This window comes from Stenotrophomonas sp. YJH_SMC_20 (assembly GCF_059367845.1).
In genome coordinates this window covers 562,126-576,170 of sequence record NZ_JCAFRG010000001.1, presented here as the reverse complement: position 1 = coordinate 576,170, position 14,045 = coordinate 562,126, and the positions used below count along the sequence as shown (strand labels likewise).

General features: G+C 64.7%; 23 protein-coding genes. 1 reads left to right on the top strand and 22 read right to left on the bottom strand.

The features are described 5' to 3' along the window. From AC5P6A_RS02795 to AC5P6A_RS02745, 11 genes are all read right to left on the bottom strand, one after another. The gene (locus AC5P6A_RS02795; RefSeq protein WP_049397861.1) at positions 1–399 is read right to left on the bottom strand and encodes a virion core protein, T7 gp14 family; all 399 of its coding nucleotides are present in this window, start codon (positions 397–399) and stop codon (positions 1–3) included. 32 nt (positions 400–431) lie between these two features. Then, entirely contained in the window at positions 432–905 is a 474-nt protein-coding gene (locus AC5P6A_RS02790; RefSeq protein WP_495222219.1) for a hypothetical protein, read from the bottom strand. Continuing rightward, on the bottom strand, positions 902–3,046 hold the full coding sequence (locus tag AC5P6A_RS02785; protein ID WP_495222218.1) for a phage nozzle protein: 2,145 nt from the start codon (positions 3,044–3,046) through the stop codon (positions 902–904). Before AC5P6A_RS02785 ends, AC5P6A_RS02790 begins: the two co-directional genes overlap by 4 nt. Beyond that, positions 3,034–3,624 carry a phage tail tubular protein A gene (locus AC5P6A_RS02780; RefSeq protein WP_495222217.1) on the bottom strand — a complete coding sequence of 197 codons (591 nt, stop codon included), beginning with the start codon at positions 3,622–3,624 and terminating at the stop codon, positions 3,034–3,036. Before AC5P6A_RS02780 ends, AC5P6A_RS02785 begins: the two co-directional genes overlap by 13 nt. Positions 3,625–3,724: 100 nt before the next feature. Beyond that, entirely contained in the window at positions 3,725–4,678 is a 954-nt protein-coding gene (locus AC5P6A_RS02775) for a major capsid protein (protein ID WP_049397857.1), read from the bottom strand. Between the two features lie 26 nt (positions 4,679–4,704). Then, on the bottom strand, positions 4,705–5,490 hold the full coding sequence (locus AC5P6A_RS02770) for a capsid assembly protein (protein WP_004154576.1): 786 nt from the start codon (positions 5,488–5,490) through the stop codon (positions 4,705–4,707). After that, positions 5,490–5,633, bottom strand: a complete 144-nt coding sequence (locus tag AC5P6A_RS02765) for a hypothetical protein (RefSeq protein WP_004154577.1) — start codon at positions 5,631–5,633, stop codon at positions 5,490–5,492. Before AC5P6A_RS02765 ends, AC5P6A_RS02770 begins: the two co-directional genes overlap by 1 nt. Before the next feature lie 16 nt (positions 5,634–5,649). Next, entirely contained in the window at positions 5,650–7,206 is a 1,557-nt protein-coding gene (locus tag AC5P6A_RS02760; protein WP_495222216.1) for a portal protein, read from the bottom strand. After that, a complete protein-coding gene (locus tag AC5P6A_RS02755) occupies positions 7,199–7,351 on the bottom strand; it encodes a hypothetical protein (protein ID WP_005412406.1) in 153 nt (50 codons plus the stop codon). The genes AC5P6A_RS02760 and AC5P6A_RS02755 overlap by 8 nt, the downstream gene beginning before the upstream one ends. A gap of 20 nt (positions 7,352–7,371) precedes the next feature. Continuing rightward, positions 7,372–7,551, bottom strand: coding sequence for a hypothetical protein (locus tag AC5P6A_RS02750; RefSeq protein WP_004154580.1), 180 nt, complete (start codon positions 7,549–7,551; stop codon positions 7,372–7,374). Positions 7,552–7,615: 64 nt separating this feature from the next. Next, on the bottom strand, positions 7,616–8,152 hold the full coding sequence (locus AC5P6A_RS02745; RefSeq protein WP_315806040.1) for a deoxynucleotide monophosphate kinase family protein: 537 nt from the start codon (positions 8,150–8,152) through the stop codon (positions 7,616–7,618). A 68-nt stretch (positions 8,153–8,220) separates the two neighbouring features. Here AC5P6A_RS02745 and AC5P6A_RS02740 point away from each other — a divergent pair, with 68 nt between their 5' ends. Continuing rightward, complete coding sequence (locus tag AC5P6A_RS02740; RefSeq protein WP_111007466.1) at positions 8,221–8,529, top strand: hypothetical protein; 309 nt, start codon at positions 8,221–8,223, stop codon at positions 8,527–8,529. Positions 8,530–8,554: 25 nt separating this feature from the next. Here the strand turns inward: AC5P6A_RS02740 and AC5P6A_RS02735 are convergent, their stop codons facing one another. The 11 genes from AC5P6A_RS02735 to AC5P6A_RS02685 are packed head-to-tail and all read right to left on the bottom strand — an operon-like array spanning position 8,555 to position 13,889. Then, entirely contained in the window at positions 8,555–8,761 is a 207-nt protein-coding gene (locus AC5P6A_RS02735; protein WP_005412408.1) for a hypothetical protein, read from the bottom strand. Continuing rightward, positions 8,749–9,582 (bottom strand): phage exonuclease, encoded by an 834-nt coding sequence (locus AC5P6A_RS02730; protein WP_439426633.1) that lies wholly within the window; start codon positions 9,580–9,582, stop codon positions 8,749–8,751. The genes AC5P6A_RS02735 and AC5P6A_RS02730 overlap by 13 nt, the downstream gene beginning before the upstream one ends. Further along, positions 9,579–9,722 carry a hypothetical protein gene (locus AC5P6A_RS02725; RefSeq protein ID WP_495222215.1) on the bottom strand — a complete coding sequence of 48 codons (144 nt, stop codon included), beginning with the start codon at positions 9,720–9,722 and terminating at the stop codon, positions 9,579–9,581. Before AC5P6A_RS02725 ends, AC5P6A_RS02730 begins: the two co-directional genes overlap by 4 nt. Beyond that, positions 9,719–10,009 carry a hypothetical protein gene (locus tag AC5P6A_RS02720; protein ID WP_495222214.1) on the bottom strand — a complete coding sequence of 97 codons (291 nt, stop codon included), beginning with the start codon at positions 10,007–10,009 and terminating at the stop codon, positions 9,719–9,721. Before AC5P6A_RS02720 ends, AC5P6A_RS02725 begins: the two co-directional genes overlap by 4 nt. Then, on the bottom strand, positions 10,006–10,254 hold the full coding sequence (locus AC5P6A_RS02715; protein ID WP_495222213.1) for a hypothetical protein: 249 nt from the start codon (positions 10,252–10,254) through the stop codon (positions 10,006–10,008). The genes AC5P6A_RS02720 and AC5P6A_RS02715 overlap by 4 nt, the downstream gene beginning before the upstream one ends. Further along, positions 10,251–10,376, bottom strand: coding sequence for a hypothetical protein (locus tag AC5P6A_RS02710; RefSeq protein ID WP_258013034.1), 126 nt, complete (start codon positions 10,374–10,376; stop codon positions 10,251–10,253). The genes AC5P6A_RS02715 and AC5P6A_RS02710 overlap by 4 nt, the downstream gene beginning before the upstream one ends. A 28-nt stretch (positions 10,377–10,404) precedes the next feature. Next, positions 10,405–10,770 (bottom strand): hypothetical protein, encoded by a 366-nt coding sequence (locus tag AC5P6A_RS02705; RefSeq protein WP_005412414.1) that lies wholly within the window; start codon positions 10,768–10,770, stop codon positions 10,405–10,407. Continuing rightward, positions 10,767–11,105 carry a hypothetical protein gene (locus AC5P6A_RS02700; RefSeq protein ID WP_050483582.1) on the bottom strand — a complete coding sequence of 113 codons (339 nt, stop codon included), beginning with the start codon at positions 11,103–11,105 and terminating at the stop codon, positions 10,767–10,769. The genes AC5P6A_RS02705 and AC5P6A_RS02700 overlap by 4 nt, the downstream gene beginning before the upstream one ends. After that, entirely contained in the window at positions 11,087–12,961 is a 1,875-nt protein-coding gene (locus tag AC5P6A_RS02695) for a DNA polymerase (RefSeq protein ID WP_495222212.1), read from the bottom strand. The genes AC5P6A_RS02700 and AC5P6A_RS02695 overlap by 19 nt, the downstream gene beginning before the upstream one ends. Positions 12,962–12,973: 12 nt before the next feature. Next, positions 12,974–13,630 (bottom strand): hypothetical protein, encoded by a 657-nt coding sequence (locus AC5P6A_RS02690; protein WP_495222211.1) that lies wholly within the window; start codon positions 13,628–13,630, stop codon positions 12,974–12,976. A gap of 10 nt (positions 13,631–13,640) precedes the next feature. Beyond that, entirely contained in the window at positions 13,641–13,889 is a 249-nt protein-coding gene (locus AC5P6A_RS02685) for a hypothetical protein (protein WP_495222210.1), read from the bottom strand. Positions 13,890–14,045 lie beyond the last annotated feature (156 nt).

The window sequence follows — 14,045 nt, the reverse complement described above, 5'->3', positions numbered from 1 at the left end:
TTACTCGTCTCCGGGAATGGAATAGCGCTTGTAGGTTTGGATGTTGCTGTAGGCGTTCGCGCCTGACTGCATCACGCCGCCCAGCGCCTCGGCATTGCCGGTGCGGATACGTGCGCGTGCTTCGGAGCCGCTTTCGACGACTCCGTTCCTGCGGTTCTTCTCGATGAGGGCCACGTCACGGCCAGCCTGGGCCATGATGTCGTTCGCCAGCAGCTCGACCGAGTTGCCGGACACTGCCGCTTCTGCTGCGGAGGCGCGCATCGCGGATCGCAGTGCGCGGGCCTCCTCCATGCGCTGTTGGGTGCGCTCGGCGGCCTGGTCGTTGATCTGCTCCTGCTGACGCTCCGCGGCTTCCTCGATGGCCTTGTTGTTCTGATTCTGGCCGTACATGGTCGCCATCGCGCTGACTGCGGCGATACCGACCTGGACTGCTACGGGGTTGCACATGGGGTCTTGGTTACTCGGACGAAGGGTGTCTTGGCCAAGCCGTAGGCGGACTCGACGCCGCTCTCGCGGAAGCCAAGCCAGCCGAGCCATCGCCGCGTGGTGACGGCGTGGACATCGACGAAGTTGAAGATGGTGCCGAAGGTGGCCGCCCACTCGTCGCTGATCCGCCGAGCTTCTCGGAGGAACGTGCGGCGGAACGTGGGAGCCACCAGGGCGTCGGTGCCCAGCAGCCAAACCGAGGCGATACCCTCGGCGTGCTGGGTGAAGCCGAAGATGCACACGGGGGAACCGTCGTGCATTGCGGCGAAACTGCGGTCGCTCGCGGTCACTGCGTATGCGAGCGCCTGGAGCGGGGTGTGACCATGCGAAGCCGCCACCTCCAGGATGTCCTCCTGCCGCATGTTCTCGGCGACGTGGAGGATGTCGCTGGCGGTGGGGCTTCGATAGGTCAGGGTCATACTCGGCTGCGGGAGACGAACATGCCGCGCCACTGTGCTGACTGGAACCAGCACTGGAACGGCAGGCGGTTGACGAGGTGCATGCGGACGCTGTTGGCGTCGCCCAGCACGGGGAACCGGCGAGAGCCGGAGTGGAACGTCGGGGCGCTGGTGCGGAACACCGAGTCGTTGAGGACGCGCGCGGTGTATGCACCGGAATGCGACGCCACGTAGGTCTCGACTCGGCCGTTGCCGTGCTGCTCGACCTCCAGCTCGAAGTACGCACCATCCTTGTAGGCGACCTCGATGTCACGCACCTGCGTGCGGCCCACCAGCACGGCCTGGTTCTGCCCGCCGCGAACGATGGGCTTGGTCAGGGTGAGTCGGTGCTCGTAGTCCATGCCGACGACCACGCGGCCCTCGGTGTGGTTACCGGGGAGCGCGAGGCGGGTGCGGGCGTTGTCCCAGCGCGCCTTGGTGATATCCAGGTACGCGCCGGGGTCTTGCCAGTCGTCCGTCTTGAGGACGGTGACCGTCATGCCATCGGGCACGATGTAGGGCAGGTCGATCCAGGTCTCGTTTCCGAACTGCTGATAGGTGGGCTGCACCACCAGCATGCGGTCGAGCAGGAAGTTGTAGTCGCCCGTGGCATCCGCGTCGTGCTGGTTGAGCACCATACGGAACTTGAGCAGCTCGCAGCCGCCTCCCGGCGCTTCCGCGACGGCGTACAGCACGTCGTTGATGGCGTGCATGTGGACGATGCGGCCGACGCCGGAGATTGACCAGCGCGTCCATGCGGACTGCTGCTTCTCGTCGCCGATCCAGCGGACGAAGTAGACGTAGAGCTGCGCGTCGGTCGGCCCGTCAGGAGCGAAGAACACGCAGTCAGCACCACTTGCGCTCGCCATCGCTCGCATGCGGCCCGGCATCAGCTTGGGCACATGCGCGGTCACGTCGGCGGCGTCACCGGTCACCGACAGGTCGTCGATGAAGTATTCGCGCACGCTTGCGTATGCGCCGCTGTCCTCGGTGAAGTACAGCGACTCGCCCATCAGCTTCGGCCGGATGTACGGCGAGCTGCTGTAGCTGTTGACCGGATCGCTCTTGACGTTCTTGGCGGCCAGGTACGGCTCGGCGGTCAGTAGGAACTGGCCGCCCGCAGCGGCAAGGAACAGGGCCGACTGGAACGGGACTGCGTGATAGAGCGTGGTGACGCCGTTCGACCCGCTGACGCTCACGTCGATGGGGTCGGCGTCGAGCACCTGGGTCACCGAAGTGCGCCAGAGGTTGAACGGATCGGAGACCTCGGACATCAGCACGTTCTCCCCGGCCAGGAAGCCCAGGCGGTCCCGGTGCTTGAACACCTCGCGGATGCGCTGGCCGTCGATGGACGGGAACGGGTTGCTTTGCTCGTCACCTGCGAGGCGCGCGGTCCACTCCGGTCCACCGAAGGAGAACCAAAAGCCGTCCGCATGCACCGGATCGGGGATGCGCTTGAGGATGTGCGGCATCGTCTTGGCATCGAAGCGGTGCTTGATGCCCGGCCGGGCGACCTCCAGGTAGACCGAGGAGGACTGCTTCTGGACGTAGTAGTCGTCGAACTGCGATTCGGACGAGCCGATGATGTTGTAGATCGCGCCGGTCGGCACAACGGCCGAGCCTTTGTCACCGGGCTTCGGCAGGTCGGACATCGTTTGCGCCGATCCGTACAGCGAACCGGGCGACAGCTCATCGCTCTGCTTCACGTCTACCAGCCGGTTGACGATGAAGGTGGTGTCGGAGAACGTCGCCAGCGCGAAGCACGACCACGCACGCTGTCCCTGGGTGTCCAGGTAGTTGAGCGCGTCGCCCGTGGCGTTGACGGTGTATTCCTTGCCGGTCTCGTGGTCGAACACGCGGATGCTGCGGTGACCCACGGCGACGATGTAGCGCTCGTTCTCATCGCGGACGATGGAGTGGAAGGCACAGTCGTGATCGAGGGTGACGCCAAGGCCAGCAACGAACTCGGCGGGCGGGCGCTTGCCAGCGCCCATTGCGGCATGCAGCCAGGCGTTGATCGCCTTGGTGAGCTGGTTCGGCGAGCGGACGGTATCGTCCTGCTGCGACTCGCCTCCCAGGAACGAGGGATAGTCCCCCGTGATTAGCGGCATCAGCGGTCCCAAATATCAGACACGTCCGTCGAGCCACTGAGGAAGTTGTGGCCGCGGGCGTAGGTGAAGTCGGCGTGCTCCTGCGCGAAGATGAGGTATGCCTCCTCCTCGTGCTTCTCGGTGAACACGTAGAGCTGGTCGCTACCCAGCACGCTCGTCTGGAACAGACGCGCAGCGCGCACGGCGATGTAGCGGCGGGCGGACTCGGGCAGCTCCTCGTAGGCGAGGAACCAGGTCACGAAGTCGGCGGTGGGTGCCGACGAGAACGTGTCGGCGAGGGTGAGCGGGTTGATGAGGCGCGTGCCTCGGATCACCAGCGGCTCGCTTCCGCGTGCGGGGACGAGCTTGAGGATCGACTGCGGCGGCAGCACCTTGCCTTCCGCGTTGAGCGTGAAGGTGAACGACTCGCTAGTGTTGAACCACCAGCCAGCGGTCTGGACCTCGCGGCTCACCGTGCGGAGGGTGTCGCGCGCCTGCGAGGCGTACAGGTTGCCGAGCGCTTCGAGGTCGCTGATCGGCGCTTCGCCGATAGCACCGAGCAGCACATTGACGGCTTCGAGTTCCGTGGTCGGAGTGAGTTCGAGGTTCATGGATTCGGGGCAAAAAAACGGGGGACACCCATGTGGATGTCCCCCGTAGATGGAGAGAGATTGAAAGCGCCGCGGGATTTGCCCAACGGCGCTGTATTGCTTACGGGGCCTTCGACAGCTCGATGGCACCGCGCGGAGCCAGGATGCCGTGACCCAGCGCGTACTTCGCCAGCATCAGGGTGCCCTGCTTCTCGCCCTGGTACACGTCCTCCAGGGACAGGTCCAGCAGCTTGAGGGTGCCGACCGCCGAGCGGTGGAAGATCACGCCCACGGTGTCCGCGAAGTTGCCGCGGTACTTGGCCGGGATCGAGGCCAGGGACGACTCATCGACACGCGGCATCGCGTTGATCTTCACCAGCGGGATGCGGGCGACCGAGGAAATGACCGCCTGTCCGTAGGAGCCGTTCGATTCCGCGTTGATGTCGCGGTCGATCAAGTCCTTGTTCTCGGTCAGCAGATACCACTGAGCCGGGGCCAGTGCGCCAGTGAACTCCTGCGGGTTGTCCGGCAGCAGCTTCTCGTCGAACAGCATGCGGGCGTTGCGGAACGCATCGGCCAGCACGGTCGGATCGGAGGCCATCGTGGCGGCCTTGATGATGGCACCACCCGGCTGGCCTTCGACCTTGCCTTCGGTGGTACGAGCGGCCAGGATCGCGCAGCGCAGCTCGTTCTGCATGCGCTTGAGCGCCAGCTCCGCACCCTGCTGACGGGTGTACTCGGAACGCACGTCGTAGTGGTTCATCGCTTCGTCGATGTTGGCGATGAAGGCGTGCGAGATCAGCATCGGATCGAGGGTGATGATGGTCTCGTTGTGCTCGACCACCAGGCCCTTGATCTCGGTGCCCGGCACATGGTACTCGGAGCCGATGGTGCCGACGTTCGGGAACGAGGCGGACTTGCCGCTCTCGATGTTGCGCACCGACACGCGGCCGTCCAGCTTGTAGTTCTCGACGAAGCTGGTGATGGTTTCAGCAGTGTAGTTCTGCTTGAACAGCGCCCAGGCGTCGCCGTTGGCCTGGGCTTGACCCAGGCGGGAGGGGATTGCGTCCGACATTTAGTCCTTGCTTGAGGTTGAGTGGATTACTTGAACAGCGGCGACACGGCCAGGCGGGCGGAGACTTCCGCGCGGTAAGCCGGATCACGGTGGTAGCGCACATCGCGCATCGCTTCGACGACCTGCGCCTGCGACTGGAACGGCTTGGGGCCAGCATCGGCGTTCGATGCGGTCTTGCCATTCAGAAGGCGGCCGTTGCCGCCACGGAGGGCGACGAGGCCCTGGACTGCCAGCGCTGCGCGGCCGGCGTCGCCGGACTGCACCGCTTCGTTGAACGCCCGCTTCTGCTCGGCGCTCAGGTTGGTCTTGGCCCACTGGACCAGGCCGTCGTAACCGGCCTTGCCACCTGCGGGCGAGTAGACGGCGTTCTCGTAGGTCTGCACGCGAGCGCGCAGGCCATCGACGTACACGTCCACCAGCTCCTTCGGATAGCCCGCGTCCTGGAGCTTCTTGTAACTCTCCTCGGACAGCGAGCCGTTCGAGTTGAACTCGGTGGCGAAGTCGTCCAGGTTCAGGCCAGCTCGCGCCAAGGCGTCACGCGCGTCATCCGCGGTGGCGTCGTCGATGGTCGCGGGGCCGCCCTTGCCACCCTTGTCGTCGGCTGGCGTGCTCAGTTGTGCGTAGGCGGCTTCCAGCTCCTCCACGGTCTTGTACTTGCCGCCGAACAGGCGCTCGCCATCGGTGCCACCCTGCGCGCCCTGTGCGGGCTGCTGGGTGTCCTGGGAGTTCTGCGGCGGCTGCTGACCTGGGGTCGGCTGGCCGTTGATGCCGTCAAGGCTGACGGTCACTTCGGACTTGCCCGGCTGCGACATTACTTGTCCTCGGGCTTGTAGTTGACGATGACCAGGCCGTTCGTCTTGCGGGTGATCTCGGCCTTGCCCTTACGCTCGACGCTCGGAGCCTTCGGGGCTTCCTTGGTCGGCTTGGCGGGCTTCTCGGTGGTTTCGTTCGACATTGCGTCCTTCTCGGGGTTACAGGGTTTGGGTCATCGCTGAGGCGATATTCGGAGCGGCACGGACCATCGCCTCCTGCGCCGAGGCGTCCTGCTGCTCGGCAGCAAGCTCGTCGTCGGAGCGGATCAGGCCCTTGGTGGAAATGTCGGAAGCGGCGGCCAGTCGGGAGATCGCCTCGCCACTGTTGAGGCGGCGTGCCTTCTCCTCTGCGCCGACAAGTGCATCCACTGCCTGACCGAACTCGATCAGCTTGTTCAGGTCGTGACCGCGGCCGAGGGCAGCGATGCCAACGGTGATGCGCGGCTTGATGAGTTCCTGCGGCAGCTCGGGCAGGCGACCCTGCTTCTGGAGCTTGTGTAGGCGGCGGCGGATCAGCGGCAGCAAGAGCTGCTCGCCCGACATCGCCATGAATCCGCTGAGGGCGTCGTCGAGTTCCTGGGTGAGCACCCGGATTTCGTAGGCGGTCACACGCTCGCCGGGGCGCTGCACGGCGGACTTCACGCCGAAGATCAGCTCCAGCGAGTTCGCCAGCCCTTCGGCCTCCTGACGCACGAAGTTCAGGTCGTAGGCTTTCTGGAGCTGGAGCGTGGTCACGTCGCTGGCCTCGCCACGCAGCACCGCGCCGGATTCGGCCTCGGTGAGCTGGCGCTCGCGGATCGTCGAGGTCGGCTTGAGGAACATGATGATCTTCGCCAGCGCGGCGGCACCCTTACGGATCGCCTTGCGCAGCGCCTCCAGCGACTCGAACGCGCCCACGTAGTCGTAGACCAAGCCCTCGCCGTAGTCGTCCACGAGGGACGGCGGGGCGCACAGGGGAATCCACGGGCAGGCGTCGATGGGGTAGGTGCCCACGGTCTCGGGGACTTCGACGCCCTCGACCTCCTGGACCACTTCCCACTCCTTGCCATCTTCCGAGCGACGTACCCAGGTGTAGAGGTTCACGTCGTCGTTCTTGGTCTTTTCGTCGCGTTCTTGGGCGAGCTTCTGCATCACCGCCGCGCGGATCGAATCCGGCAGCATCGCCGGGGCGATCTTGTCGAGCGTGATGATCTCCAGCACGTTGCCCAGGCCATCGCGGTCGGTCACGTAGGAGGTCAGCGGGTACAGCTTGGGCTTGCCCTCGTCGGGGTCGTAGAGCAGGAAGTTGCCGAGGACGATGGCGTGCTTGGCCGCCTCGCTGAGGACCGGGCGGACGCCGCTGGTCTCCAGGTCGTTGACGATGACCCGCTCCACGTCCACCAGCGCGGCCTCCAGTTCGGAGGTCTCCACGCCAGCCTGCTCGGCGATGTTCTCGGCGACGGCCTGGTCAGGCGCGAGCTTGAACACAGAGGCGTTCGGCGGGAGCCAGGCCAGCACGATCTTCGAGGCCAAGGCGTTGACGCACTTCGGGCCGGTGTCGATGTAGGCGGAACCGGGGGTACGCGATTTCGCGCCCTCGTCCACCCACAGGCGGGGCAGGGTGACCTTGGCGCAGCGCTTGGCGCGCGTCTCGGCTTCTTTGCGGTTGGACTTGAGATCGCCGTAGCGCTTCGCGGCCGTCTGCTTCTCGGCCGAGGTCTGCTTGGCGTCAGCCATTCGGAATGGTCAGTCCTTGGTACTGCGTTGCGTTGTTCAGGTCCAGGCGGACCTTGGACTTACGCCGCTGATCGGCCGCGTGGCCGGTCGGCTGGGTGTCCTGGCGGGTCAGCAGGATCGGGTCTTTCTCCTGCTGGTCCGGCATGTTGGGCTTGCTGCACATGGTTAGCGGGCGCGGTGCTCCATCTGCTCGACCTTCCGCAGCGCCTTGAGCCGGAGGATCAGGCGACGCTCGCCCTGCCGGAGCAGGAACTCCTCCTTCGGCTGGGCGGGGTCGTAGATCACTTCGGGGTGCAGTTCGTCCAGGAGGTCGATCAGGTCGTAGGAGTGCAGAGGGATTTGCATAGAACTCCTGGGTTATGAATAGGTGGGGAAACTGTCGTTTCCCCCGATGATGACCACTAAACCCTTAGAGTCGGGCCAGCGATTCCGCGACCATCCGCAGGCGGTGGATCGGGCCGTTGTTGTCGATCACGGTGTCGATCAGGTCGCCGTGGACGCCTGCCTCGGAGGCATGCGCCGAGACCGGGGTCGCGCTGTCGCGGAGCACCTGGACCACCTGGCCGCCCCACTCGCGGATGAACTGCGCCTCGTTATCGAAGCGAACGTCCGAAACCACGACGCCAGCAGCGCCGTCGCGACGGGCCTGACGGATCTTCTGCGCGACCACCTTGACCCACAGGTCGCGGTCGATCATTTCGCGGCCCCACTCGGTGCCCACGGTTTGCATCAGGCGGCGGGGCGTCTGCCCGTTGAGCCAGTCGAGCGGCTCCTCCTTGAGCGGGCCGTCCTCCATCGCGGACACCGGCAGGCCGGTAATGTCCGCCACGAAGGCGCGGATCGGGGCCGCGAAGGAGAGCTTCACGAAGCCGTGGTCGCTGACCAGGAACTCGGCCAGGGTGTCTTTGCCGCTACGGGCGCGGCCGGTGATTCCGATGATCTTCATGGGGACTCCAAAAGAGAAACCCGGCCTTAGCCGGGTACAATTCGTGTTCGTTATGGAAGGAGACAGGTATGGCGAGTTCTACGCCGAGTAACGCAAACGGAGCTGAAATCTCTGAGCTTGCACAGAAGCTCTATGGCCTACAGGAGGCGATGGATGCGCTCGTGGCATCAGGGCAAGCACAAGGAATTCAGCGAGAGCGCTACGATGCGGCCAAGCAGCTCATCACAGATAAGCTCACCGAGTTCAGCTGCACGTATGAAACGTTGACTACGCCGAAGGCGATCCAGCTTTGGGTTTTCAATAGCCGAGAACCCGTAAGTCGGAATCCATCAGAGATTGCACACTGGAAGCAGTTCTACCTGGACGAGTTGCGGTAAGCAGGATCAGGTGGCTTGGTTGTCGTCAGGCGAAACACCGGGCGATCAGCCAAGCCGCGCCAGCAACGCCGACAGCGGCCGGCCACAGCTTGACGCTGCCAGCCGAGCGGTACAGGGTGCGTTCGAGAGTGTTGAGGCTGCGCCACCACAGCCAGGCAGCGCCGTAGGCGACGAAGGCGAACAGCACGGCCAGCACGGCGACGATGGTGATGAACAGGATCAGGGTTTCCACAGCTTCACTTCCTTGGTCTTGGGGTTGTAGTCGCCGTAGCGCAGGATTCGCGCGAGGCGTGCTTGGCGGATCGCATCGTGCTTCGACAGCGGCTCGGTGCCGCCGCGGGGGATGCGGGTGGTGTAGGTGGTGACGACGGTGTTCCACAGCGCGCCGAGGTGCTCCTCGACGGACGCATCGCGGTACGCCTCGTGGATGGGCATGAGCAGCTCGTCCGCTCCCTTGTGGCCGATGCCGGGGAAGCCGGGGTAGTTGTCCACCTGGTCGCCCGTGAGCACCTGCTTCATCCAGAACAGGTCAGCGTCGTGAGCCGAGATTGGCCGGACGCCCACGTCGGGACGGTTTGGGTTGTAGAGACGGATGCCGGGGATCGTCTGCATGTCCTTGTCGATGGACACGACGATGCGGCTGCCTGGCGCGCGCTTCGGATTCGGGTGCGAGGCCAGCAGCCCCAGCACGTCGTCACCTTCCAGGTTCTCGATCTCCACGATCTTGTCGCCGAACTCGTCGTATACGAACTCGTCGAGGACGTACCACAGGGCAGGCTTGTCCTTGCTGGCACGGTTGAGCTTGTAGGTGGGGTCGATGTCCTTGCGGAAGTTGTGCTTCTTGCAGGACAGGGCCAGCAGGTAATCACGCGCGCCGAACTTCTCGACGATCTCGTCGATGTAGTCCTCCAGCTTCGCCTTCGCGCGCTCGGGCTGGATCGCTTCGACCTTGTTGCCGTCGCCGTTCCAGTCGATGTTCGCGGTGTTCGAGAACGCGAGCTGGTAGCGCAGCACGTCGGCGTCGATCAGCAGCAGGGGGCCGCGCTTGCTCATGCGTCCACCCACTGCCATCCCAGGAGAGTCAGGGAGAACCAGCGGTGCAGCAGGCACGGCCGCTTGTGGGCCTGGACCATGAAGCTGTTACCAATCCTCCAGTATCCGGCCACCTTCGGCAGTTGGAATACGGAGGTCATGGCCGCTTCTCCGGGTGACGCTCGTACCACGCCTGTAGCTCGGCGGCGTAGCGCTTCATTCCGGCTTGGTACTCCGGGCCGTCGCCGAGCGGGTACTCGTACTCGTCGCAGACGTAATCGCTGGTGGGGATGTACGAGAATCCGCCATTGCCGTTGGGGATCAGCATCAGGCTACTCTCGGTGTGCCCTTTCAGGCACGAGCCGTAATCGGCGCGTGGCGGCCAGGGCTTCATGTCGCACGCAGCGAGGCCAGCGCACAGCGCCAGGATCAGGAGGGCGCGCTTCATGCCATGCTCTCGTGTACGGCGACCCAGCACTTCTCGCCAACGCGGCGGATGAAGTACATCGCGGGGTTCCACTCCACGGGGCGCAGCATGCGCTCCGTGCAGCACGGGCACTTGGCGTTGTAGGCGTGAACCTCGGGCTGATGTTCGAGCACAGCCACGCGGTAGGTAGTACATGGAGCGATCAAGCGGACATCGCCGTCAGCGGGGCCGCCAATGAAATGCACGCGAAGCTGATTCTCGTTCATCGGTTCGATTCCTTGAGGACTTCCAGGGCGCTCGCCTTGTCGGCGTTGCAGCGCAGGAGGCCGTCCTCGGCGTTGCCGCCGAAGCGGTAGAGGTCGTAGGTGGTGGTGGTCGGGTCAGCCATCACGGCGTCGAGTGAGGAGTGCGTGCCCTCAATGACGGTCGGCTGGAGGAACTGCTCCGGCACGACTTTCGAGGTGTGCGCGGCGCAGCTCGTCAGGAATGCGGCGAGACAGGTAATCGCCAGTTTCCGGGTCAGCATTTGCTGCAATCTCCACAGAGCGGTTGGTGGTGGCGCGGGCGTTCCGCAGCGCTGCATCGAAGGCAGAGCGGCGCACGGCTTCGCGGTTGAGGGTCTCGACGGTCTGCTTGAGGTCGGCCAGTTCCTTTGCCGACTCCTCCAGCTCCGTCACGCGCTGGGCCATTGCGGTGTACTTCCAGGCTGCGAAGCCGCCAGCCGCGAGCGCGGCAACGACCAGCAGCGCCGCTAGGGCGCGCAGGATGTTGGTTGGGTTCATCGGTTCTCTTGGACGTAACAGGCGACTCGCAGAAGCTCCGAGGGAGTCGCGTCGGACTTGATCTGATTCGCGCGTGCGGAGATCACGCGCACGTTGCCCCGGACGTAGCCGAGGTCAGGTTCGATGCGGTCGAGCGTGGGTGAGTTGGGGCCTTGGGCCTTGCGCCCGACAGCGCGGTACAGCGGGATGCCCAGCGCCGGGCAGAAGTCGGGGACCACGATGTCGTCCGACGTGAGGTCGAACGGCAGTCCCTTCCTTGCTGCCCGGCGTTTCGCTTGGCGCACCAGGGCGAGTGCAATGTCCCGCTTGCCGCGGGTCAGTGCGTCTCGGCCCAATTCCTTCCGATCTTGAACTCGCCATCGAGCGGACAGCGGAAGCCGAAGTAATCGCCAGCCTTGCGGATGGCAGCCTGGGCGGTCTTACCCACGAACTCGGCCTTGTCCTCGTCCACTTCGATCTGCCACTCGTCATGGACGTTGGCGAGGAACTCGTAGTGGACGCCCGGCACCAACCCTGCGGCTTGCAGGTCGGCGTCGAGGATCACCAGGGCTTTCTTCATCACCAGCGCACCGGCCGACTGGAGCAGGGTATTGAGCGCGGCGTGGTCGCTGCGGATGTGCAGCTTCCGGCCGTCGAGACCGATCAGGTATCCCTTCTCGGCCGCGCGCTTCTTGACCCCGCGTACCAGCTTCTCCAGCGCAGGCAGCCCCGCCAGGAACTTCGAGCGGAGCTTCGCCCCGGCCTGGCGACCCTTGCCCACGATGGAGCCGAGCTTCGCGTCGCCTGCCCCATAGAGGAAGGCGTAAATGAAGGTCTTGGCGTTGTCGCGGGTGGGCAGTCCTGCCGCTGATTGGTTGACGGAGTGGATGTCGCCTTCGAGGATGACCTTGGCGTACTCGCCGCCGTCGTGCTTTGCCATGAAGTGCGCCAGGCAGCGCAGCTCCAATCCCGAGGCGTCCGCGCCGACCTGGAGCTTCCCTGTTGGGACGCAGAACAACGAGCGGCACTCGAATCCGTAGCCGCCTTCCTGGCCCTTGAGGATTCCCTTCTCCTTCGAGTGCTGGACCTTCGGCACCTGAGCGATGTTCGGCTTCGAGTGCGTCATGCGGCCGGTCACCGCTGCGTTCTGATTCACGCTGCCGTGGATGCGGCCGTCCTTCTTGATGGCCTTGAGCCACGCCTCGTCGCCTTCGGCGAGCTGGCCGAGGCGCTTGTTGACGATGAAGTGCTCCAGCAGGAGCGGGATGATCGGGAACTTGAGCGCGCCCAGGACTTCTTCGTCGATCTTCGGCTGGCCCTTCTCGGTGAACTCCTGGGGCTGCCAGCCGTACATTGCAGTCAAGCGGTCAGCAATGTGCTGGCGGCTTGCCGGGTTGAACACCACGTCCTTGTAGGTCGTGACCTCCACGCCCTTGACGTAACCGCGGCGCTTGTCGTCGCGCTTCGGTACGAACTTGCGCTTCACCACCTTCCACGGCGGAATGACCTTGCGCAGCTCGGCCTCCAGCGCAGTGCGCCGGGACACGAGGATGCACTCCAGCTCACGCGCCTTCTCCTGATCGAACAGGTAGCCGTAGCGCTGCTGACGCGAGAGGATCGGCGCGACGGCCTGCTCCAGCTCGATGGCCTCGGTGGGGAGGCCCTTGCTCATCAACAACGCGAACAGCGCTTGCGTGACCGCAACGTCCTGGTCGCAGTAGTCGTCCATTTCCTGAGACCACTGTGCCCAGGGGTCGAGGCCGCGTGCGGCCATCTGCGCCGCGTAGTCGCCTTTCCAGCGGCCGAGGCGGTAGCCCCACGCTTCGAGGGAGTGGCGGCCGATCAGCTTGCCGGGCAACACCGGGTTCGCTCCCTGCTTCTTGCGGGCCTTGAAGTCGCGGTCCTTGAGGTCCGGGTAGACCAGCGTGGACATCAGCAGCGTGTCGAAGTACGCCTGGAGCTTGAAGTCCGGGAACACCTTGGCGATAGCCGGAATGTCGAATCCGGCGATGTTGTGGCCGACAACGCGCTTGGCCTTCTTGAGCCTCTCGACGGCCTGACGGACTGTCATTTCGCCCGTGCCGTGATCGTTGGCGGACAGGATGGGACCGCGCGGTGCGCCGGTCTCATCTACCTCTTGGAGGGAAATGCAGTGGATCGTGTCAAGTTCGTCGAGGAGGCCATTGGTCTCGCAGTCGAATACGAGGATCAACGGCGGTCCTCCTTACGGGTAGCCGTGGTTGGTTACGGGGATTGCGCGGACGCGGCGGCGGGCGCGGAGGATGTACTCCGGCTCGGGGGCCTTCGGCGGCGTGTGGACGCCCTGCGGCGCGTGGCCGCGGAAGTCGTCGTCCTCGAACAGTTCGTCCTGCTCGGGCTGGTCGGGATGCAGCGTGTAGCCGTAGTCCTCGACGTAGTGCGTGATGCGGCGGATGGTTCGCTCGGTGCCGTTGTTGTTCAGAACGAACAGCAGCCTCTCGGTGCAGTCGCGCACCACTTCGGCGAGGTCGTAGTAGCACACCACCACCTCGTCGTACTTTTTCAGGAACACGGCGGCCATTGCGCAGCAGCGCAGGTCGAAGCGGCGCACATGCTCATCCACAGTGCCGAACTCGAAGCCGATCAGGCTGACAAGGCGACCGCAGGGCGAGCGGAAGTTGCGGATGCCGGTCGGGGCATCCTCGCTGGTCCACCCAGGCATGTCGTCGAGCACGTTGGAGACGTAGTAGTAGTCGGCGCTGCACTTGAAGAAGCAGTCGATGTCCTTGATTTCGGTCCCGTCGTAGAACGCGCGCAGGCTTCCGCCACCCAGGATGACCAGGTGGCGGACTTCGGCCGGCAACACGTTGAACAGGGACCGAGCGTGTTGCTCGGCAGTCATGGTTGGTCCCTTAGCGAATCAGGTTGGTGAAGCGCTCGGCGACGCGCAGGGCGCGCTCGGCTTCGTCCTCGTGCTCGTCGGCCTGCGAGTGCAGGACATCGGCCTTGTCGCGCAGCGTCGATGCGGTGGCGATGCGGTCGGCGCTGATCTTGAACAGCTTGTCCACCTGGCCCTCCAGCACCTTCACCACGTCGGTCACGGTGTCCTTGCGGAACGGAGCGGTCAGCAGGTCGATTGCGATGGCGACGATCTCTTTCATTGGGGGTAGTTCCTCGGCTTTGATGTGGATGACCACGCGCCGCCCAGGCTTGCCGTACATGACACGGCAGGCTTGGTCGGAGCGCGGGAGTTGGTAGGGGAGAACGAGGCTCTCAGCGAAGGAGAGCGGCGCATCAGCTGGGATGAAGCCGACGAC